General features: G+C 40.6%; 17 protein-coding genes and 1 pseudogene. 11 read left to right on the top strand and 7 right to left on the bottom strand.

Annotated elements, in window-relative coordinates; all coding sequences use genetic code 11:
- Positions 1–32 precede the first annotated feature (32 nt).
- On the bottom strand, positions 33–1622 hold the full coding sequence (locus tag ACFQZE_RS04340; RefSeq protein ID WP_379354027.1) for a helix-turn-helix domain-containing protein: 1590 nt from the start codon (positions 1620–1622) through the stop codon (positions 33–35).
- 481 nt (positions 1623–2103) lie between these two features.
- Between ACFQZE_RS04340 and ACFQZE_RS04335 the strand changes: the two genes are divergently transcribed.
- The 6 genes and pseudogenes from ACFQZE_RS04335 to ACFQZE_RS04310 form a co-directional block, all read left to right on the top strand.
- Positions 2104–2496 (top strand): hypothetical protein, encoded by a 393-nt coding sequence (locus tag ACFQZE_RS04335; RefSeq protein WP_379354025.1) that lies wholly within the window; start codon positions 2104–2106, stop codon positions 2494–2496.
- A gap of 339 nt (positions 2497–2835) precedes the next feature.
- On the top strand, positions 2836–3312 hold the full coding sequence (locus ACFQZE_RS04330) for a GNAT family N-acetyltransferase (protein WP_379354023.1): 477 nt from the start codon (positions 2836–2838) through the stop codon (positions 3310–3312).
- A 638-nt stretch (positions 3313–3950) separates the two neighbouring features.
- On the top strand, positions 3951–4382 hold the full coding sequence (locus tag ACFQZE_RS04325) for a hypothetical protein (protein ID WP_379354021.1): 432 nt from the start codon (positions 3951–3953) through the stop codon (positions 4380–4382).
- A 558-nt stretch (positions 4383–4940) separates the two neighbouring features.
- On the top strand, positions 4941–6299 hold the full coding sequence (locus ACFQZE_RS04320) for an RICIN domain-containing protein (protein WP_379354019.1): 1359 nt from the start codon (positions 4941–4943) through the stop codon (positions 6297–6299).
- 303 nt (positions 6300–6602) lie between these two features.
- A complete protein-coding gene (locus ACFQZE_RS04315) occupies positions 6603–7874 on the top strand; it encodes a fibronectin type III domain-containing protein (RefSeq protein ID WP_379354017.1) in 1272 nt (423 codons plus the stop codon).
- Between the two features lie 126 nt (positions 7875–8000).
- Positions 8001–8138, top strand: a pseudogene (locus ACFQZE_RS04310) (DinB family protein); the annotation flags it as partial.
- Between the two features lie 180 nt (positions 8139–8318).
- Here the strand turns inward: ACFQZE_RS04310 and ACFQZE_RS04305 are convergent.
- From ACFQZE_RS04305 to ACFQZE_RS04295, 3 genes are all read right to left on the bottom strand, one after another.
- A complete protein-coding gene (locus ACFQZE_RS04305) occupies positions 8319–8777 on the bottom strand; it encodes a DUF2690 domain-containing protein (protein ID WP_379354015.1) in 459 nt (152 codons plus the stop codon).
- Between the two features lie 375 nt (positions 8778–9152).
- Positions 9153–9497 (bottom strand): PAS domain-containing protein, encoded by a 345-nt coding sequence (locus ACFQZE_RS04300; RefSeq protein WP_379354013.1) that lies wholly within the window; start codon positions 9495–9497, stop codon positions 9153–9155.
- A 26-nt stretch (positions 9498–9523) separates the two neighbouring features.
- Entirely contained in the window at positions 9524–10330 is an 807-nt protein-coding gene (locus ACFQZE_RS04295) for an alpha/beta fold hydrolase (RefSeq protein ID WP_379354011.1), read from the bottom strand.
- An 807-nt stretch (positions 10331–11137) separates the two neighbouring features.
- On the opposite strand from ACFQZE_RS04295, the gene ACFQZE_RS04290 reads away from it, so the two are divergent.
- Positions 11138–12481 (top strand): FAD-binding oxidoreductase, encoded by a 1344-nt coding sequence (locus tag ACFQZE_RS04290; RefSeq protein ID WP_379354009.1) that lies wholly within the window; start codon positions 11138–11140, stop codon positions 12479–12481.
- A gap of 294 nt (positions 12482–12775) precedes the next feature.
- Here ACFQZE_RS04290 and ACFQZE_RS04285 read toward each other — a convergent pair whose 3' ends face one another.
- From ACFQZE_RS04285 to ACFQZE_RS04275, 3 genes are all read right to left on the bottom strand, one after another.
- The gene (locus tag ACFQZE_RS04285; protein WP_379355504.1) at positions 12776–13171 is read right to left on the bottom strand and encodes a hypothetical protein; all 396 of its coding nucleotides are present in this window, start codon (positions 13169–13171) and stop codon (positions 12776–12778) included.
- 208 nt (positions 13172–13379) lie between these two features.
- A complete protein-coding gene (locus ACFQZE_RS04280; RefSeq protein WP_379354007.1) occupies positions 13380–14564 on the bottom strand; it encodes a DUF418 domain-containing protein in 1185 nt (394 codons plus the stop codon).
- Between the two features lie 1026 nt (positions 14565–15590).
- Positions 15591–15770, bottom strand: coding sequence for a hypothetical protein (locus ACFQZE_RS04275; protein ID WP_379354005.1), 180 nt, complete (start codon positions 15768–15770; stop codon positions 15591–15593).
- A gap of 914 nt (positions 15771–16684) precedes the next feature.
- On the opposite strand from ACFQZE_RS04275, the gene ACFQZE_RS04270 reads away from it, so the two are divergent.
- From ACFQZE_RS04270 to fabD, 4 genes are all read left to right on the top strand, one after another.
- A complete protein-coding gene (locus ACFQZE_RS04270) occupies positions 16685–17806 on the top strand; it encodes an acyltransferase family protein (protein WP_379354003.1) in 1122 nt (373 codons plus the stop codon).
- A gap of 542 nt (positions 17807–18348) precedes the next feature.
- Positions 18349–19209: an aminoglycoside 6-adenylyltransferase gene (ant(6), locus tag ACFQZE_RS04265; RefSeq protein ID WP_379354001.1), complete on the top strand. Its 861-nt coding sequence runs from the start codon at positions 18349–18351 to the stop codon at positions 19207–19209.
- Positions 19210–19988: 779 nt separating this feature from the next.
- Positions 19989–20996, top strand: coding sequence for a hypothetical protein (locus tag ACFQZE_RS04260; RefSeq protein ID WP_379353999.1), 1008 nt, complete (start codon positions 19989–19991; stop codon positions 20994–20996).
- A gap of 54 nt (positions 20997–21050) precedes the next feature.
- Entirely contained in the window at positions 21051–22310 is a 1260-nt protein-coding gene (gene fabD, locus ACFQZE_RS04255; protein WP_379353997.1) for an ACP S-malonyltransferase, read from the top strand.
- Positions 22311–22333: the final 23 nt, after the last annotated feature.

The following is a 22333-nucleotide window of genomic DNA, read 5'->3' as shown; positions in this document are numbered from 1 at the left end:
CGCATATGACTATAGCTTTTAATGATATTCCATTATGCAAATTTATGATGCTCCGACACTACTCTCATTAGTGTGCTAAGCTGCTCTTGAGATGAGAGAGGATCATATCCGCAGAACAGTTCTGGATCATTTAACACATAAACTTGATTACGCCGGACGGCTTCGAGCTTAAGCCAATTCGCTGAACGGAATAGTTTTTGAAGGCGATGTCGACCTTCCGAGTGAGAGGGAAGCGCCGTAATAAAAATATGATCAGCAGGATAAGAGGATATGGATTCAAGTTCGACTTCAACATAGCCGCGTGACAATAAATTTTGATCAAGCATGTTGGCTGGCGCACGAAAGCCCAGATCATCGTAGAGAATTTGGCATCCTCTCCCATAGCTCGGGCTGCAACAATAGGCTGTACTCGCACCAATCTCCCATACAATCGCAGTCCCGCGATACCCAAGCTTACTATCAAGTTGATCGTTCATAATCGTTACTCGTTTATCATAATGTGCTAACCATTCTTCCGCTTTCTGCCTTTTGTTTACGATATCTGCGATCATGCGGAACTGCTCACGCCAATTCATAGTCATAAAAGGAAGCTCTATAACAGGAGCCAATGGTAAAAAACGATGATTTTCCTCCGAATTGTTATAGCTGATAATAATATCGGGATTAACATCTGCAATTGTAGAGTAGTAAGTAGCAGGCGAGTGCCCGTAAGGATTCCATTTTTGGACCGTTTTACCCGTTATTTTTTTGAAATTTCGTTCTAGCCATGTCGTATACACTCCAAGCTCGGGCGTTATGTCCAAAGCAATGAGTGATGCTGTGTGATTCAGATTCAATGTTGCGATACGCTTATGTTTTTGTTGATAGGCGGTGGGGGATAGTCCAACGGATTCTTTAAATTTACGGCTTAAATATAAACCTTCCTTGTAACCTACTTCTTGCGCAAGCTTATTTAAATTAGGCGATCCTGTTAAAATACGGCGTTGAGCGCTTCTGATTCGAAGCAGCGTCAGATGGGCATTAAATGTACGCCCCATATTTTTGCGAAACATCCGGGAAAAATGTTCAGGGCTTATATTGGCTAGTCGAGCCATTAGCTCTCTCGATAAATCTTCGTTGTAACGAGTCTCCATAATCTGCAATATTTTTTGAAGCCAAAAGCTGGATGGCAGGTGTCTATCGGCGATTTCTTTTGACAGCTCTGCAAGAAGATCGGTAAAAAGCTGCTGTAGTCGAAAAGACGTGGAAGATTGGGGTTCCCCCCATTGTTTTTCTAATTCGCTTGCCAGCCTGATGATGCTAGTTGGACAACGATGAAGAGGAACAGGGTGCTCCAATCCAGTCGGATTGGACCCGTCTAAAGCTAATCCTTGATATTCAATCCATAATCCTTGAAGAGCTGTAAGTGAATGAAGCCGAAGATTGAGCTGTGGAATGCTGCTACAAAGAAATACGCTGCCACGAGAAATCTCATATTCATGATCATTCACATAAAGCGTGCCCTTACCGCCCCAAATAATGAGTATCCGGGAAAAGGGCGTTTCTGCGCCTTCTCTGCCATGCTTTAAAAATCTCAAGTTAGTTATGGAAATTGGCATAAAGAAGGGATGAGCGCTAGACATTAAATTCTCTCCTTAATATTGATAATCATTATCAATTAATTAATCTGATATGTATTATAGCAAAACAAATCCGAAATGACGATATGCAGGTTATTTGTTTAACAATTTTAGGTTTATGAGGAACCAAGCAAGGTTTAACTCCCTTATAAAGACATGTCAATGAGGGGGGCTCGGTTTAATAGCTATCTATACGGCTCTCGGGGTACTATGTTCTACGGTACTTATCTTCATGCCATTGTTACGTTATGCTTGATTTGTAAGCCTTTTCAAGTGTGCTTAAAGCTAGTTATTTACTGAAAGGAGACGAAGGTCTTGTTAGGATGCTGAACAGCTGCTGTTCGCGATACAACGATTCCTCCAGATGGGAACGACGCTGGTTAGATAAGCGTTTTTGGGCATTATTGCAAAATTCCCGACTCCAAGGATGTTCATGGCATTCAAAATTCTATTAAAGGAATGGTGATATTTAATAAAAAGATCGATGAAAAAACTGGCCTTGGTGCTGATGGCGACGATGATGCTTTTGTTTTCGTTCAGCGCTACAACATCTGCGTGGGTCAATAGCACTGGAGAGGTATATTCGGGACAATTATGGCTCCAAAGTGCAAGAATGGCGGCTTACGGTAATATTACGATCCCGTCACAATATGCTGACTCTTATGGCCAAGCAGAAGTAACTATTTTAGTTTGGAAGCAATATGCCGATGGTACTTGGTACAATATTCAAGGGAGAAATATCAGTGTCACTGCTAATGGTCAGAGCCAACTCGTTGGTTCGAATGATTTGCGATATGACCAGAGACAAATGAATCTCCAATCAGGAGTATATAAAGTGACTTTATCGGTCCTCCGGACAGCCCGTGGAGCAATTTAACCGCTTACGCTTGGTGACACCCGTACCGCCCACTGCGCGCGGTGCAGCTTTGAGCATTTGATAGCCATCATAAAATCACGCAATTGCTACATTATGACGCGGCTTCTCTTTATGAGAGCCGCGTTTTAAGCTTGGATAAAAATAACCAGAAGAATCTCTAGTAGCGTCCTCAAGCTGAAACACGAGTAAATCTCAAATTAATAAGTGTATGAGAAAATGATATGATAATATTAGAACAAATGCTTCTTCCATGACATTGAGGTTTCTGGAACCACTAAGCAGTTTTTATTCAGCGATTTTTTATGCAAACTAATCAATTTTTCCGTGAAGAGGTGGCGTATGGAAAACGTAATGCTGCGTGATGTTTCCGCCGAGGACCTTGTCATCTTTTATGAGCAGCAGTTAGATGCGGATGCCAATCGAATGGCCGCATTTACGGTTAAGGAACCGGCCGATAGAGCTGCTTTTGACGAAAGATGGGAACGGGTTTTAAATGACGATACAATGATGAAAAAGACCGTTTTGTATAATGGAGAAGTCGCAGGATATGTAGCAAGCTTTGAGATGTTCGGCGAGCAAACGGTAGGCTACTGGATTGGACGAAAGTATTGGGGAAAAGGGATTGCAACCTTGGGACTTTCGCAATTTTTGGTTGATTGCCAACAGAGACGCCCCCTTTACGCTCGCGCGGCTAAGGACAACAAGCCTTCTATTCGTGTATTGGAAAAATGCGGATTCAACATAATAGGGGAGGATAAGGGATTCTCTGAAGCACGGGCTGTTGAAGTTGAAGAATTCATTTTGAAGTTAGAATAAGGGAAAAGATGTGTTGGAAAGCAACTATATTTTAGGCCTTAACGAGAAACCTCCTTTATCGGGTTCTAAGACGATTCGTTGTTCTTAAAAAATGAGTCAAGTAGAGTGGTACCGCGCTTGTTAAAAACCTATCGCCTCTTGTAGGCAGTAGGTTTTTTTATTTAGATTTTTATGATAGGAACGATGATAAAGCGCGTGCTATTGGAATTATTTTAGATAAGTTAGGTAGAGTATTAAAAAACTCAGAAAGTGCTGAGCATATATAGCTTTTTACAAAAGAGATGTTTTTCCGCATTTTCATATTCAAAGAGGCAGACGGAACAGTTAATTCAAGTAGATGGCTATCCATATCGCTAACTAGGTACCATGTTTTATGGTACTTATCTCCTGCCATTGTTTACGCTATGATCGATTTGTAACCTTCTTAGAGTTCGGCTGAATAGTCTCATTCTTTAATGAAAAGATGTGAAGAAAAATCCCAGAATGTCAAAATGCTCTACGGCTGATGTTTGCGACACCACGATCGTTCAGATAGGAACGGCGCTGGTAAACTCAGCGGTTTTGAGCAATACTGCAAAATTCCGGACACCAAGGATGTTCTTGCTATTCACATTTTATTTAAGGAATGGTGATTCTTAATGAAGAAATCGATGAACAAACTGACTTTCGTGTTGATGGCCACGATGATGCTTATGTTCTCGTTCAGCGCCACGACCTCTGCGTCCGGCAACAGCATTCAAGAATTATATTTGGGACAATTATGGTTAAACGGTGCGGAAATGGCCGTTAGCGGTAATGTTGCGATTCCATCATCGCAAGCGTACGGACCTAATGGCACGGCAGAAATAGCCGTATTACTTTGGAAACAAAATTCTGATGGCAATTGGTATGTTATTCAAGGAGAGAATAGGCTGATCACTGCGAATGGTCAAAGCCAAGCTTTTAGTCTGTCAGATTTGCGATATGACCCGAGACAACCCAATCTCTGGTCAGGAGTTTATAAAGTATCTTTTATCGCTCCTCCAGGAAGCACATGGAGTAATTTAAATGCTTGGACTTGGTATAATTAATTATCATTTGGCATACAGAGTAGAATCAAACGGTGTGTGACATTCGCTCTTATTAAAATGCGGTTCCTCTAATAGAGGGCCGCGTTTTTTGATTTATCCATGTCGCATGAATCCAAGAATGTGTACTGGTTCCCGATGTCTAACAAAATCACAAATCAAGCTCAAATCACTAAGGCTTTGAATGGAACCGGATTTGCTAAAACTGAAAAAAATGCATGCAAATCGCTCCTACGATTCACATGCATTTTTTTCTACTCGAAACTTCATAATAGAGTGACATGGATTTTTTTCTCTGTTTTTCTTCTAAGTAGTTTGCGAAAAACTCGGAAAATAGCGTATTTTCCAAATGGAATCGCTTTTCGATTCTTTCATACCAAATTACTAAAAATAAGATAATTACCCTATATATACAAGGTTTCTTTTGTATAATAAGAGTAGCTGAAGCAAAGGGGGATGATAACATCTAACCAGCTGCTTGCCTATATGAAAAGGGAGAGTGATGTAGTCACTAGGTAGTGACATTCAAGATCAAACATATCCAAATTAGGGAGGTTATTGATGGTGATCAAAAATAGGATTTATAAGCTTTTAGTGGTAACACTCATGGGTGCTCTATTCTTCAGTATGATTCCTGGGGGGCTTGGTAACAAAGCTTCAGGGCACCCATACAGTACTCTTTTAAGAACTTACTATGCAAATGAAGCACAATTGCTTCCGTGTCCATCGACGGATTGTCCAAGTACAGGCACACCACAAATTGCTCCGAACGGAAGTGTTTTGTTAAATGGTGGAAAGATTAGATTTGCCGTTGAAGATATTCCGCTGTATCAGAACTATGACATCAAAATAAGTTATAGCATCTCAAATTACACAGATACTCCAATTTTATTGAAGAACATTTATGATCATAATGGAAGCTCCGAAGTAACTTACTCCTCCGTTGTAAACTTGCCGTACAATGATTCGCCACAAAGTATCGTTGTCCCTTTAAAATCGGAACCTGGAATGAATTATATTGAGATCTCAAGCCAAGCAGTGGGGCTGGGTAACCATCTGTCTATCAATTCGATTAGTGTTCTTACATTACCCCGACTAAGTTATATTGCACACTTCGATAATACAGGATGGGTGGGCCCCTTTTACGATGGTGATACGGCCTATTCTGGCTCTAATTATTTGCAAGCGATTACATTCCAGGTAGAGGATACTTTCATTCTACCTCCCGGGACTCAACTCCAGTATCGCGCTTATGTTCAAGGGATCGGTTGGCAATCGTGGGTATCGGAGGGTGAGATGGCGGGAACGGTCGGACAGCACCGTCGTCTAGAAGCTTTAGAGATGCGTTTGCTTAATGCGCCGAATCATCAAATTCGCTACCGCTCATTCGTTCAGGTGGATGGCCACCAAGACTGGAAGCAAAACGGAGAAACATCTGGAACGACGGGTCAAAACAAAAAAATCTATAACTTTCAGGCAGGCTTTGACGTTATACCAAACGTTGCTAAGATTATAAATAAGAATAGTAATAAAGCGATGGATGCGGAAGGGTATGGGACAGCTGATGGTACAAGGATTCACATTTGGAACTACCACGGAGGCAATAATCAACAATGGCAGTTCATAGATAATGGAGACGGATATTATCGGATAGTCGGCGTAGGAAGCGGTAAAGCGGTGGAGGTTGCGAATGGAGGTACTGCTGATGGTAATATCGTGCTCCTGTGGCCTTATTGGGGTCACAATCATCAGTTATGGAAAATTGTAAGGACAAACGACGGGTATTATAAATTCATTAACAAGCATAGCGGAAAAGCACTGGATGTTACTCAGAGCGGCACCGCCAATGGAACCAAAATACAGCAGTGGCAGGACAACGGATCTGATGCTCAGAAATGGCAAATAGGGAAGCTTAATTAGCGCATAATTTCCAAAAGGATAACCAAGGGCGGACTGGAATAACTTGCGCCGTCCTTGGTTTTTGGATTTTATGTCAGCGCTGCTGGTAGCGTCTTTTTTATGTCACCCCCCCTTTTTTTAAAACGAGTCAAGGCTAGATAAGGATTTATTTTACGTTAACCCCCAATTCTATACTTTAAAATTTTATATGAATATACTGTAAATGTTGTATAAAAATGGGTATTATAAGCGTACTAACGAGGGAAGGAGTGGGGATTGATATACTAGTTAATTCTCTATATTAAAAATTGGGAGGGCTTTCAATTGAAGAAGATTTTAGCTGCTTTATTAGTATTCACATTTTTAGTGGCTTTAATAAATAACGGTAGTACGGTAAGTGCATATCCGGGAGGACTACTTCAAGGTAAAGTGATTAACGGTGGATCAAATGCGAATCAGATCAATTCTACTCATACGCAGTGGACAGATGGAAATGAAAGCACAGCTTACTTACTAGATTCTAGTACACGTAAAATGGGTTGGTATGCTTTTTCGCAACTAGTAACAATAAATAGTATAAAACTAAGATCAGATGACAATTTGGAAATCATTTTTTATGATCAATCAAACTCCCCAATCTTTACACACAACTATATTCGCGCTACTACAGGTTTTTTGACAGTTACAATCGACTTAACAACTCCAGTAAGCAATGTTGCGAAAGTATCTTTTAGAAATAGTCGAACTTCAGGAAATATGACGCTTGTTGAGTTTGATGTGTTTGGTCATTTAACTCCTGACACGACGGCTCCCGGTGTACCTACTGGTTTGCAGGGCATTCCAGGGAACGCCGAGGCCGATCTAAATTGGACGGCGAATACTGCGCCTGACTTGGCTAGCTACAACATTTATAAGGACAATGTATTTCTTGCAACAGTTACGGCACCAGCAACAACATACAAAGCTGTAGCGCTTACTAATGGCGCAGCCTACTCGTTCACGGTTACGGCAGTTGATGGAAGCGGCAATGAATCAGCGAAGAGCAGTGCGGTTCAAGTTATACCGCAAGCACCTGATACGACGGCTCCTGCTATTCCTGCTGGTTTGCAAGGTATCCCGGGTAACACTGAGGTTAATCTTAGTTGGACGGCGAACATAGAGTCGGATGTGACTAGCTATAAAATATACAAGGACAATGTATATGTTGCAACTGTTGCTGCACCAATAACAACGTACAAAGCCGTAGGGCTTACTAATGGTGTAACTTACTCGTTTACGGTTACAGCAGTTGATGGGAATAGTAATGAGTCGGCAAAGAGCAGTGCGGTTCAAGTTACACCGGAAGAGCCATACGTCGGACGCGGTATTTTGACAATTACGTTAATCAACGGAATGGAGAAGGAATATGACTTGTCCATGACCGACATCAATAACTTTATCGAGTGGTATGATCTAAAAGCTGCAGGAACTGGCTCAGAAAGGTACAAGTTTGTAAAGACATGGAACAACGGGCCGTTCAAATCACGTGTGGAATATGTACTATTTGGAAAAATTTTAACGTTTGAAGTAGATGAATATGATATAGCAACGCCTTAATAAATAGTGTGCAAAGGTATCCTTAAAAGGATGCCTTTTTATTGTGACAAGACAAAAACATGTTTTCATAAATAGCTGATTGTAAGTTGAACTGCATAATAATAGAAGGAGGTAGCGGGAGAGACGGAAATCTTCAAATATGGGGAAATTATGCGGCATGTCATCGCTCATGAAATCCACCATATGGGTCAATTGTCTGTTTGGTCGAGGGAAGTGAGCGAAGTTCCCGTGACGGCGAATCTCATTCGCCGAGGATTATTTTAACCGACTACAGAGGCAGCAACTCACGATCCGCCCAGTATGAAGAAGTGCAAATGAGAAAATAAATCATGGGCAGCAGAGTAAAAAACAAAAACCGCTTAACATTAAGACTAAGCGGTTTAGAGAAAATAAGTGCATATGTTACTTGTTTCAGAAGGTTTTTATCATTTAATAATGACGTTTTTAATAATAAGCAGTAGTTGCAGTTCCAATAAAGGCGCCGGAAGAGTTAAAGTGACCGCCAGATGCAACTGCTCTATATCCAGGTCCATCATAAACCATGGGAGTATAGCAAGAGCGCTGACCACTGTTAACTACACCGTTTCCTCCTGGATCTTGACAAGCATACGTTTTACTATCGTGTTCTCTTTGAATGACTGCATTCGCTGCCCAGTTATACGTAGCTGCACTATCCATAGTTATTCTCGCCCATGCTGTTTTGCAGCTCGGGCTATACCTTAATTCAACCGTTCCTTTTCCATTAGACAATCTTTTGGACGCTTTTACAACCGCATCTGCTGAACAGCCGGAAGTAATTGGACTAGCCCCATCGTAGGGTAAAGCAAATGCAGCAGAAGGGAAGAGAGACAATGCAACAGTTAGAGAAGCAATAACAAGCCAAACTTTTTTGAATTTCATCATAAACCTCCTAAATTTTAATATACTTCTTGCTGGACTATGTCCTTTTGCAAGATAAACCAACTTTCTTTCTGATGCCTCACCTCCATCTGTTATTTAATACATATATTACCATCGTGTAAATGTCGAAGTAACCTGAATCTTGTAGTATTAAAATTTTCTCATTCAAGCAAGAGGATTTATAGGGTTATTTTGTAGGGAGTCTATTCATCATTCAAACTTACCGGCTTTAAAGAGGATCAGTGAGAGATAGTGGGGGTACTTAGTGGCAAGCTGAGACACGTCAAAAAGGAACCTTTAAACAGGTTCCTTTTTACATGACTTTCTGTTCTATTGATTAGCCAATTCATCTATGCGGAAACGCTAAATGAATAGCATTTATTCAACAACTATAAAACAATCATATAGCACTTTTCCGTCCTGCACGCGTTTTTCTGCATTTATCCGAATAGGTATGGTTATAAATTCGGTTCCACTTATAGATTTAATATCAATCTTCATATTTTCAACTTTTCCATTCATTAAAATGAGTGTATGAAAATGCAAATGGAAAAACAATGAACCAGAAGGAGGCAGAAAAATGTCAAATCGACATCCTATTAATCCCTTACTATCATAATCAGATCCCACTAGATTCTGAAAGGCATCATTAGCATAAACGATTCTATACTCTTCATTTAAAACCATATATCCATTGTCAACATCGCTTAATTGTTTATCCAAATATAAAAGCCACCTTTCTAGGCCAATCAGTGAGCGTCAAGATACTCATTTATGAACTGCACAGTTTCTATAGGGTTGCTCATATGTGGACAATGGCCCAGTACCTCTATAATTTGAAAAGTACTATTTGGAATATGTAAATGAACGTAAGCGCCTACTTCAAGTGGAGCTATTACATCTTGACTGCATTGTAAAATAAGAGAGGGAACAGTCACCATTGGCAAATCCTTGCGATTATCCGAAAAGAAAGTGGTCTTTGCAAACTGCTGCGCGATTTCGGGATCCATGGAACAGAAACTTTCCTCCAGTTCTTGAACAAGCGAGGGACTTTCAACATTGCCCATGACTAGCGGCGCAAGGTATTTGCTCCAATCGATATGATTTTTGGCCATTAAATGGAGCAGTCCTTCAAGGTCTTTATATTCAAAACCACCAATGTAATCTGGAATTTCATTAATGTAACGGGGTGAAGGACCGATTAACACTAAATTTTTGAAAAAATCCGGTCTTGCGATCGAAGCAAGTATTCCAATTGTGGCGCCAACAGAATGTCCAACGAAGATGGCTTCTCTTAAATCGATTTCTTCGCAAATGTCGAGTAAATCTTGTGCATACCCTTCTAATTGGCTATATCTAGCAGGATCGTAATAATCAATATCAGATTTGCCGCAACCAACAAAATCAAAAAGCACCACGCGATAGTCATTTTCAAAAGTCGGAGCAACAAAACGCCACATATTTTGATCACATCCAAATCCATGTGCGAAAATCATATATTGACTGCCATTTCCTGAAATTTTTACGTTATGACGTTGAAGTATATTTTTATTCATGCAACATCTCCTAATTCGGGTTTATTTCCAAGCTTATGATAGCGATAAAACATTATTTTTACAACTCTCCATTCTACATAATTGCTGAAACTGTGAAACGCGTAAAAAAGCCCACAGAATATGAAATCAGAGAAGGTAAAGTGAACGGCCTCGATTGTAGTAGTAAATGATGTGGAAATATTAGAGCAAACGAATTGATTTTCTAGTGGAGAGGTGGCGGCGTTTATGGGAAACGTAATGCTTCGCGATGTCTGTTTTTGACGCAAGATGGGAACGGGTTTTGAATAACAATACAATGTTAAAAAAGACCGTTTTTTATAATAAAGAAGTCGCAGGATATATAGCAAGCTTTGAGATGTTCGGCGAGCAAACGGTAGGCTACTGGATTGGACGAAAGTATTGGGAAAATGGGATTGCAACCTCGGGACTTTCGCAGTTTTTGCTTGTTTGCCAACAGATTCGGCCCTTTACGCTCGCGCGGCTAAGGACAATAAGGCTTCCATTCGCGTATTGGAAAAATGCGGTTTCCGCATTGTAGGGGAGGATAAGGGCTTTTCGGAAGCGCGGGCTGTTGAGGTTGAAGAATTTATTTTGAAATTAGAATAAAGCAATATAAGAGGACAGTAATAAAAATGAATCTTTCGTCAGTGTTCACCTTTAAGGTTAATTGGCGGTTAACAGAGAGGTTATTGAAAAAAGCAAGCACACGGCAGTTGTCTATACCCATGTACAGATACCTTCATAGAATAGGATGCCAGCGTATTTTTGAAATACGAACGGTCATTTTCCTCATGAGGAGTTGGGTATGTGAAATCAAAGACGAAACTGACTGGCCAAGTTATTTTTAAAGGAGACCCGGGATATGCGGCAGCGCGTAAAAATTGGGATCCGCATACCGACCGATTTCCGAAAGTATTTGTTTTTGCCCGGAATACTAAGGATGTATCTAACGCCATCAAATGGGCTCGAGAGAACAAGATCCCTATCCGGCCAAGAAGTGGCAGACATGCTTTGGAGAACAATCTTTCACAGGTTAACGGTGGAATCGTCATTGATGTAAGTAAATTGAATCAAATCAAATTGGATAAAAAAAGCGGAACTGCAGTTGTTGGAACGGGGAATAGAGTCGGCAGAATTGTCAGCACATTGGCTCAGCAAGGGTATCTGGCCCCTTTTGGAGACAGCCGATCGGTCGGAATTGGAGGGATTACAGTTGGCGGCGGAATCGGCCCCTTGCAGCGAACAACAGGCCTCATTTGCGATAATTTGCTTGAACTCGAAATGGTAGATGCAAAGGGGAAAATTATTCATGCCAGCAAAAACCGAAATTCGGATCTCCTTTGGGCATCCCGTGGAGGCGGAGGCGGAAACTTTGGCGTATACACGAAATACAAGTTTAAAGTTCGGCGCGCTCCGGCAAGGGCTACAGTATTTCGGATCACTTGGCCATGGAATCAGTTCGAAAAGCTGACCAAGGTATGGCAAAGATGGGCTCCTTCCACAAGTACGAAATTAGGCAGCGAATTGTCCATCGGCCCCAAAAAAGGCGGTAATGTAAGCATGCTTGGCATGTACCTTGGCTCCAAAAAGGAAGCTCTTCGCTTGTTGGCCCCTATACTCAAGGCAGGAACACCAACGAAAAAAACCATTCGTTCACTTCCTTATCCCAAAGTTGTGGATTTTATGCTCGATCCCGATCCTGTGCTTCCTCAAAAGTTTAGCAATCAGTTTTCCAGTGGATTTGGAAGACGCCCGTTCAATCATAAAGCGATTAAAGCAATGCGCGAGTTTTTAGAAAAAGCCGAGAGGGGCACTCCAGCCGGTTTCTACTTCCTGAATTGGGGAGGTGCAGTGAGCCGAGTTGCGCCTACAGCTACTGCATTTTACTGGCGTAATGCGAAATTTTATGTGGAGTGGAATAGTTCTTGGATTAAGCCATCCCATGCCGCTAGAAATATCGCTTTAGTCCGTCAAACACGCCGAAAGCTGCAGTCGAATATTGTAGGCTCCTATATAAACGTACCTGATCAAGGGATCAAAAATCCAGGGGCGGTATACTATGGAAAGAACTACGCGAGATTGCGGAAAGTAAAAGCTAAGTATGACCCTCGGAACGTATTCAGGAACCCGCAAAGTATTCCACCGGCTTAACTTGATATCTTAGAGCATAGCTTGTGTTCGTTTACACTAAAAATAAGGCGCAAAAAGAATAGGGAATGCCCATGGGTATTCCCTTTACATATGCATTAAAAATTTGGTGATGGTGGGGCTGAATGAAAGGATGTTGGAATTGCAATGCCAAGGCGAAACTGTGAAGAGGACTCCTTACTGAGTTCTCTCATGTTTGGATGTGTATAAATCGTTGTCAAGCAAATAGAAAAAATAGCGCCTGGTCATAACAAACAAACGCAGTCCTCTTAAATAGTTATTCTGCAAACGAATGGATTAACTCAATTTCAATTTGGCTAAGTCATGTTGTAATACGTTGTTCCCTTCCTGTGGGTCAAATGAAATATCGCTAAGTCCAAAAACATTTGTAACAACATCTTTATCTTTCGGATGGAATATTCTTACTTCATAAGCAAATGTCGTAGGAGGAATCTGAAATGATCTAAATGTTCTGTATTGAGTAGGTGGTATTGTTTGAGTTGTAGGATCAACCAACGGTAATAATACAGGCGAACCGGACGACCAGTCAAACATTTGAACGGTTACTGTTCGGAAATCATCAGGATCAGCATTCAGCGCCTCAACAGTAAGAAATTGCGTACTTGAGTGCCTTCGTAACACACCAGTTGATAAAATATTTTGATTGTGGCTCAATGAAATCCCTCCTTTCATTTTCAATTCAGACAAGTATCGTCCATACACTAATATATGACTATAAAAAAAAAATGATATGGACAAATGGGAGAAACAATATAAATAGGTAATTTGCAATACATGTTTACTAAATCGTAGATTTTCACTTCGATTGGAAAACAGAATTGTCATATTGATGATTATTTAAGTAACTGATACATTAGTTTAATCATTAAGGGGAGGGAAGCTACTGCCTTTCATTTTTCTCGCTTTTCGTAACTAACCGCCTTAATAAGATTTCTAGAGGTCCATTCCAATTCTTTTTTTCAAGTATAGAGGCCACTAGGATAGAAAATACCCAAATACCTACAGCTATCACAGCAGCAGCACCGTTGCCCACATGTCCTCCCAAATCCAACGCTACTGGTGATAAAAATAGAACAAGCAAGGTCTCGTTCCAAACATAGAAGGTTAACGAGCGCTTTCCTAAAGCTATGAACGAAAGGGACAAGCGCCCCGACTTTTTTAATTTTGCCCCAATGATCCCAAAAATCGCCGTATAAGCTAATCCTCCAACGATTCCCGTTATCATGTGTAAACCGCTTGCTAAACCGGCTGTGAAATAACTAGGATGCCATACGTTCCCAATCAAGGATAAAGGCACCGCTCCTAGTAAGGAAATAGCTAATCCAGGAATGGCTATGAAGTAAAGTGATTTCAACGGTTGCTCCGGTTTTGTAAGCACTTGATATCTAGCCATCCACATGCCGAGCAAAACGGATGGAAGAATAGGGAGCATAAAATGAATCATGACAGGAATAAAAGGAAACGTAATCAGCTTTGTAATCATGGAATTAAGGTAGGTGTCTGTGGACGAAATACTTGTAGCAAAACCATAATCTCCATTGGCTTGCAAGAAGAAGCCCCACAATGTTGGCGTCAAAATGATAAAGAATAAGGTGACAATGATAAAGGTTCGAATCAGAGTTTTGATTTCACGTGATAATAGCCAACTGACTAGAAGTCCAGCTACCCCATAGGCCACAAGTATATCTTGACCGCCGATGAAAATCAGTAATATAGCTCCAAATCCAATCAAATACAAGGAACGCCGTCTTATTGTCTTTGCTGCTTCCTTATCGCTTTTTCCTTTTGCGACTTGGTTTCTAAATGCCAGAACCAAACCGTAACCTAATAAAACGGCAAACATCGCTCTAGCTCTGTTATCAATGATGAACATGCCGAATAGATTCACGATATGATCGAAGGAGTTACCGCTTTCCACCCTATGCATGATCCCAGGCTCAGCCATGTACAAATAGAGCGGAGCATGTGCGAGTACGATGAGCAGCAGAGTAGCGCCTCTAGCCAGATCTAATGAAACGGCACGTCGTTTCATTCCTGCTGTTTCATGGTTTACTGGAACGGACATATGAATCATCCTCCTTTATAAGCTCATTGGAATACTGTTCAATAATGCGCCCTTGGTGTTCACATTGAATTGCTGATCCCAGGACTCTTCGGTTATCTGCTTCAACAGGTTGATTTCCGCGATGCCATGGTTGGCGAATATATAATCGATGCGACCAGTTTCTCCTTGACGAGAGCGCCCAGAGCATCGATTTTGGACAAATTCGCAGCATTTGAACATACGGCATGCGCCGCTTCGGACTTGAGAGAACACTTCACCTCATCGATTTTTTTCTCATTGCGGCCGGCGAACACGACTTGGGCCCACCTTCCATTAGAGCCTTAACAATTGCGAATTTCATATCGTGGGTACCACTTTAACGACAGCTTCTTTCCTGCAAACTTAGTCATGAGAATTCCTCCTCGGGGTGAGTTGGTTGCTGCTTTCGAATCTAACCTTAGAGTAAACCGTCCCCAATGATTAGTACGCACTTTATTGTGCGATGATTACCAAATGGTGATATTAGAATTCATTGGTGCCTGCGGAACTAACAAGTGCGTACTTTTGTAATTTCTAAATGTAGTAAGTTCCAAATACAAGTTGAAATTCGGTACTTTGAACTTGAAAAAAGGCGATAAAGTTGTTAACGGAGGTGTGGAAACAACATGCATTAAGATGAATTTCAATTTATGGGTACAGGGTAAATGGCAGGGCAGTAGAATGAGATGAATTTGAGGGCTGGGTGAATTCAAAGATCAAATTAAAGATCAAATCAAAGATCAAATAAGGGGGTATTGAAGGATGTGTAATTAGTCGCTCCATTTAGATGTGCCTTCTTCTTTAAGGGAGCCGCGTTAGGGGATCGGACCACGGATCGTTCGGGGATGTTTGTATCATATTCAGGAATCCGCAAATGCGGTGAAATGAAACCAGTATTTACGAAGTTTTATATGGGTGGTGACACATATAAAAAAGGACAGTTCTTAAACTGTCCTTTTTTCCGCTGGAGCTATAAAAGAAGGTTCTTTCAGAGGTGTGGATCAACTATCATTTATTCCTTTTCTGTGCTAGTAAAATACCGATTACCGCACAAAGTTGTAATGAAATAACAAAAGCAACCGCAAGGATATCTTGTTCATCGGTGCTGGCACCTATCACGTTAGCAATGATCATGTACAAGGCCATAGATACTATTAAAGTTGCAAAAGCTAATAGGATTGATTTCATGGAGTCTCCTTATAAATTAAGTTTTCTTTACCAGCTAAAAGTGATGACGTAGTCTAATGTTTCTGTATTTAATCTTGGTTCAACGGCTAGCCCAGCAGGATAGACAGCAACACCTACATTGCCAGTTACAGTTTTGTGACCATAACGGAAAAGAACATTCGAGGTTCCGGAGTTTGTGGCTGTTGTATAAACATACTGGCTAATATAACCTCTATGGTTAGAGTAGGTGCCTACAAGGTTGTAAGGAGCAGCAACTCCTTGTCCGATATCATGATTCGAAGGTGTGGTTGTAGACGTACAAGCCCATCCGAACTGTCCATTAATACCGCAATATTCACTATAATGCCCTTGAATATTTCGAACGCGGAGACTCTTCCCGCGGCTGTGCAAACACGCTGGAGCTTAACAACGAGATTAATGCCATCATAATGACAACACTGATGATCCTTTTCACAATAATACCTCCGCATAAGTTAATTTTACATTTAAACTGGGATTTCTAAATTACCCGAGGATATGAGAGTAGAAATCGCAGAAAATGTACACTAGAACCTTTGCGTTGCATCGTGGTGTGGATTGCATCTCTTTAGTTTAAAAATATCATTGCATGAATTTACTGGCAATAGATACAATAATATCTTTTTCGATATAGATTTTTCGTTTCTAGATACTACTGCAGCCGTAGGTGCGTTCCCGAACCTGCAGCACAACAGGTGGCCTCATGGTGCTAGGCGCAGTAGATGGTACGGGCTGTCAAATGAAGTGAGGGGAGTCACCTATGCTAGGTATAAAAAAACTCGAACTGTAGACTAACTATAAATCATACTTAAGGTTGTTTTGGGACACGCCATTCTCCAAGTAACATAAAGATAAATTAAGTTACAATTCAATGGGAGGGAAAAGGGGGAATCACGATGAAATATCGTCTATTTTATATGGATCATCTGCGAACATTTCTTACGATTTTGGTTGTGTTCCATCATGCAGCGACGACATATGCTGTACCGGGTTCGTGGTATTTTTTTGATACGCTGCAAAAGCCTGATGCGAGTTTTGTGCCGATGCTGTTGTTTGTCTTTATCAACCAAGCGTTCTTTATGGGACTTTTCTTCTTTATCGGGGGATATTTCATACCCTCATCTTTTGATCGCAAAGGACCAAAATCTTTTCTCAAAGACCGGCTAATGCGCTTGGGAATTCCGTTGATCGTTTATATCTTTCTCATCAGTCCAGTTATTTTATATACCACTACGCTCCACTACAGCGCAAACGCTAGTAAAGTAATGTCATTTTGGGAGTTTTATCGGACGCAGATCCTTAGCTTTGCAATTACAGAGCCTGGTCCACTTTGGTTTTTGCTTGCCCTGCTTGTGTTTAATGCAGTTTATACGCTTGTAAGTATGATAAGGAAAAATAGTGAACTGAAGAAGAGAATCCCTTTTCCATCGGTGAAAGTGCTTTTGCTTACTGCGACGCTCATCGGGCTTGTAACCTTCGGAATTCGGCAAATATTTCCGATTGGTACGCTGATATTTGGTTTGAATTTTGGTTATTTTCCTGCGTATATCGTATTCTTTATTACGGGGATCATCGCGTACCGCAATGAGTGGTTAACGAGTATCCCAAGTCGAACTGTGAAAATGATGGGCATCATCGCACTCATTTTCCTGCCGATACTTCCGATCGCCGCTCTCATCCTCAATCCGACATTGAGTACCGGAGGGGGACTAAACATAAATGCCTTCATTTATGCCATGTGGGAGCCCTTTGTCGGATTTGGCATCTCGCTATTATTGTTGGCAGTGTACCGTAAATACCGCAATCAAACGAACGGATTTCAACGTATTGTGGATGCTGCCTCGTATACGGTTTATATCATCCATTCACTCGTGTTGATCGCTTATAGCATATGGTTGCACAGCGTTCAAATGCCTCCGTTTATTGAGTTTCTGATATTAGGTGGGTTAGGGACGATCACGAGTTATTTGATTGCTATACTGATTCGAAAAATCCCTTACGCTAAGAAGATACTATAACCATTTTTAACAGTCAGAGTTCCTTAAATGGAGGGGCTCAGTTTCTTTTAATCTATCGCGCAGTTAATGTTCTCTTTTGAAGTATGATCTCAATGGGGGAAATGATACCTCAAAGAAGAGCAGCTCAACTTTTCGACTGCCGACATTGCGGGCCTTGACGATCATTAAATAACTTTGTGTAAATTGAAGAAATATACACCGACCCCATGTCCAACCATTCTCATATGCATGGACTGTATACGTTTTTAAGGAAGATTGTGAAGGCTTCCGTAGGTATACGACTCATTAGTTGATTTGCAGCGCTATTTACTACGGAAATAGGATAAAAGGAAGTACCATAATACTCAGGAGTAGCTTCGTTCACCGCATCGATATCAATGTACAAATTAAGTTTTCCTATGCGGAGGTCTATCAAAAGATTTGAGGGAATGTCTATTACCTTATTCGGTAAAAGGGCAGGTTAGTTCAATATTGTTGATTTTCAAGAGTACCTTATCTATTATGATTTAATGTTATTATATTGATGAATTGGAGAGATTTTATTGCGCACAAATAAAGATATGCTAAATTTATTTGAAGGAATTGTTATGAATGATAATCGAATCAGATTGTCAGTACTTGAAGGTTCACGAACTAATCCAAACATTCCAAGAGATGATTTTCAAGATTATGACCTTACTTTTTTTGTCACTGATATAGAAGAATATAAAAAGGACGATAATTGGCTAAACATTTTTGGAATACGTGTTTTTATGCAAAAGCCAGAAGATATGGAGCTTTTCCCTGCTGAATATGAAAATTGGTTTACATATTTAATGTATTTCGAAGATGGAAGTAAGATTGATTTAAGTTTAATACCTTTAGAAGATATTGAACAATATTTTACTGAATCAGACGGATTGGTTGAAGTTTTGATTGACAAAGATGAACGGATTACTGAAAATGTAGTGCCAACTGATAAAAAATATTGGATTAAAAAGCCGAATGAACAAGAGTTTAATGATTGTTGTAATGAGTTTTGGAGTGTTGCGACATATGTGGCAAAAGGGTTATATAGAGATGAACTTTTATTTGCTTTAGACCATTTCAATCAAATTCTTCGTCCTGAACTTCTACGTATGATGTCTTGGGAGGTTGGACAAAGAAATGGGTTTGATTTTAGTGTAGGAAAAAATTACAAATTTATTAATCGATACATCTCAAATGAAGATTATGAAAAATTAATTCAAACTTTTTCACTTGCTGGCAATATAAAAACGTGGGAATCCTTTGAATTATGCTGTGATATGTTCCGAGTATATTCACAAAAAGTAGCTGTTTCATTTAATTACCCATATCCTGACTATGATGAAAAAATAACGGGATTCATTTACAATGCCTACAAAGAATTAAGTGGAAAATAGAGTGGATTTTCAAAAAAGGTAACGATAGTTAAACATAAAGAGTTCCACATATTAGACATGTCTAATATGTGGAACTCTTTATTATATATGACTTTCTTAAAGTTAGCTCTCGATATTTTCTCAGTGCTTAGACTCAGATAGGACTCATTTTTTAAGCATTGCATGCTACCCGCGCATGTTCTTTAATTTATAATTGAAAATGGTATATACTAAGGAGGCCGTTGCCCAAGCGAAGGCGGAGAGCGTCCTTCTTATTAAACTAACGTGCAAGCTGGTTATTAGCGAGGAAGAGTAGAATGAGAAGTAAGTGTGTTAGCTAAAAAGGATTGAAGAAAGTGTGAATGCTATGATAATTTATTATGAAATTGACATAAGTAAAAGAATTGAAATGGTATTTTTAAAAAATGGCAGTAGTCTAGAACTTTATTTTGTACGTTGAAGGCAAACCTATTGTATAAGAATCCCTTTAGATTGGGGGATTCTTTTTTTTATGCGCTTCTATTGTAGAAACTTAAAAATTGATTTCGACAAAAACTTCAATCATTTAACAAAAGAAGTGGAAATTCCTCAAAGAGAGTGGTTTTTCATCAAAGGATTTAACAAAAGAATAACAGAAATAGTAAAAGGATGACTAACACCGTCATCCATAGATGAACGAAGTCATATTAGGGGAGAAAATCAGGTTGCAAGGCCTTCTGAAGTGGACGACTTTTCTAAGAAATGCTGCGGACATGCCAGGTTTCGATACTCATTTTGATAATAAATGGAGAGATTAATGCGTGATTAAACAATTACCTGTCAAGAAACCGTTTATTTCGGCTTATAAGCATCATGCGTTGCCTTTATCTATTCTAAGCGGCTGCGGAGAGAACGAGTCTTGGATTTACAATCATTTTTTGCAGCTATTCATAAGGTTTGATATGGATGAGAATGTGCATTGGCTTGATTTTTATACCTTTGACGAGATTCCAAACCGATCAAATACGATTCCTTGGCTAGGATATACTCAATCGATTCATATTGACTATCTAAAGAATCCCATTCAAGAGTTTCTAGTGGATGCTATTAATAAGGACAGCTATATTTACGCCATACATGACGATTACTATATGCCGCATTCATTTTCCTATAATAACGGACACTTTAAAAACAACCTGCTCATAACCGGGTATGACCTCGATAAAAAATGCTTTTACGTATACGATTATGCCAATACGACAAGAGGCCAGCTCGAAGTTATAGAAGTACCGTTCCAATTGATGGAGAAGTCCCTCGCTTCAGAATATACATGGAACGTATTAACGCTATTCACTTATAAATCAAGTTTTCGTCATGAATTGCAGCTGGAGCTTGCTTTCAAATTACTGCAAGATTATGTCACCTCATCGAATTCCTCTCAAAGTTTGTTGATTTTAAGAGAGCCGCTGGAAAAAAGAGCTTTTGGAATGTCTGTTTATGAACATATAAAGCACTTTTTACTGAGCCACAGCGACTCGTTAACTACGATCCATCTTCCTTTCTACATTTTCCATGAGCACAAAACAAGCGTTGGTAAACTAATGGATGATCTGATAAATACGTACAACCATCCTGTTATTCGCGGGCTGAAAACGGAATACGAGACAGTAATCAAAGAAGCCGGATTTATGAAGACGATTATTCTTAAATATATGCTTAAACCGGATTTCGATATAGCGCAGATCATCATTCCGCTCTTGGATTCCATGAAAGGAGTAGAGGAGAGGGTTCTAACCGCTCTATGTGAAGAAATTCGAAAAATTCTTTAATGGGAAAGAAAGGGGAAATGAGATCATGAACAAACGACGTATAGGGAACAGAGGATGGCGAATATGACTCCTCTCGCTTTCTTGTTTCCAGGGCAAGGCGCTCAATCGGTAGGAATGGGGAAAAAGTTATACGACACCTATCCGACTGCAAGACGGATTTTTGAAGAAGCGAGCGACGCTTTGCATATGGATATGTGTAAGCTTTGCTTCGAAGACAAGGATAAGCGGTTGTCGCACACGGAATTCACCCAGCCCGCGATACTAACGGTTAGTTATGCGGCATTCACTGTTTTTATGCAGGAAGTTGGCAAGGAGCCGACGTATCTTGCCGGCCACAGCTTGGGTGAGATTACGGCTTTAACCGCGGCGCAATCCTTTTCATTTTTCGATGCGGTGCGGTTGGTTCGGGCTCGTGGACAATTTATGCAGGAAGCGGCAGCCCTTGGCAATGGAATGATGACGGCCGTCGGAAATCTGGACATTCCGATCATCGAGGAAGTGTGCAAACGTGTATCAACTTCGGAGGAATTGGCTGTCCTAGCTGCCGTTAATTCGCCGATGCAAGCCGTGATCTCCGGACATCGGCCAGCCGTTCTGAAGGTTGAAGAAGAGTTAGCGTCCAGAGGGGCGCGTCTGCTGCGTCTGCCTGTAAGCGCTCCGTTTCATAGTCCGCTAATGATTCCCGCCGCCGAGAAATTCGCCGAACAATTAAAGCAAATAACGTGCAAACCGCTCCGATGGCCGGTTCTTGCCAATATAGACGGCATGCCGTATAAGGACGAATCGCAAATTATCCGGAATTTAACGATGCAAATGAGTGTTCCGGTACGTTGGTCAGCCTGTATGCACTATTTGCAAAGCCGTCATATCTCAACGGCTATTGATATGGGGCCGCAGACCATCATTGGAAAGCTAGCCGCACAAAATATTCCCGATCTTCTCGTACATTTTGTCGAAAAAGGCTTCAACGCTCTCACCCCGTTAGCGAAAGTGCCTCCAACAGAACTAGATGAGACCGTAAAACACTTTTTATCTCGTTGTATGGCGATGGCGGTAAGCACCAAAAACGCCAACTGGAACGACGAGGAGTATGAAATAGGCGTTGTTCAGCCGTATGAAAGAATTGGTGATCTTCTGGAACGGATAACTAGCGAGGTTACAGTGCCGGCAGTAGAACAGATGAGCGATGTGCTGGCTATGCTCAAGACGATCTTTGTGACCAAAAAAGTTTCCAGTGATGAGCAGCTGGAACGTATAAACCAAATTATGGAGGAAACAGGAACGCATGACCTTATTCCGTTAACGATTCGTTAGCGATATGCTGCCAGGAATTGAAA

The sequence above is a fragment of the Paenibacillus sp. GCM10027627 genome (assembly GCF_042675505.1).
Taxonomy (GTDB): domain Bacteria; phylum Bacillota; class Bacilli; order Paenibacillales; family Paenibacillaceae; genus Pristimantibacillus.
The sequence above is the reverse complement of the archived record's forward strand: the minus strand, read 5'-3'. Positions and strand labels throughout refer to the sequence as shown.

Bases quoted from the DNA above. Each gene is read 5' to 3' on its own strand.
- ACFQZE_RS04340 (WP_379354027.1), bottom strand. From the start codon at position 1,622: ATGTCTAGCGCTCATCCCTTCTTTATGCCAATTTCCATAACTAACTTG.
- ACFQZE_RS04335 (WP_379354025.1), top strand. From the start codon at position 2,104: ATGAAAAAACTGGCCTTGGTGCTGATGGCGACGATGATGCTTTTGTTT.
- ACFQZE_RS04330 (WP_379354023.1), top strand. From the start codon at position 2,836: ATGGAAAACGTAATGCTGCGTGATGTTTCCGCCGAGGACCTTGTCATC.
- ACFQZE_RS04325 (WP_379354021.1), top strand. From the start codon at position 3,951: ATGAAGAAATCGATGAACAAACTGACTTTCGTGTTGATGGCCACGATG.
- ACFQZE_RS04320 (WP_379354019.1), top strand. From the start codon at position 4,941: ATGGTGATCAAAAATAGGATTTATAAGCTTTTAGTGGTAACACTCATG.
- ACFQZE_RS04305 (WP_379354015.1), bottom strand. From the start codon at position 8,777: ATGATGAAATTCAAAAAAGTTTGGCTTGTTATTGCTTCTCTAACTGTT.
- ACFQZE_RS04295 (WP_379354011.1), bottom strand. From the start codon at position 10,330: ATGAATAAAAATATACTTCAACGTCATAACGTAAAAATTTCAGGAAAT.
- ACFQZE_RS04285 (WP_379355504.1), bottom strand. From the start codon at position 13,171: ATGAAAGGAGGGATTTCATTGAGCCACAATCAAAATATTTTATCAACT.
- ACFQZE_RS04280 (WP_379354007.1), bottom strand. From the start codon at position 14,564: ATGTCCGTTCCAGTAAACCATGAAACAGCAGGAATGAAACGACGTGCC.
- ACFQZE_RS04275 (WP_379354005.1), bottom strand. From the start codon at position 15,770: ATGAAATCAATCCTATTAGCTTTTGCAACTTTAATAGTATCTATGGCC.
- ACFQZE_RS04270 (WP_379354003.1), top strand. From the start codon at position 16,685: ATGAAATATCGTCTATTTTATATGGATCATCTGCGAACATTTCTTACG.
- fabD (WP_379353997.1), top strand. From the start codon at position 21,051: ATGGCGAATATGACTCCTCTCGCTTTCTTGTTTCCAGGGCAAGGCGCT.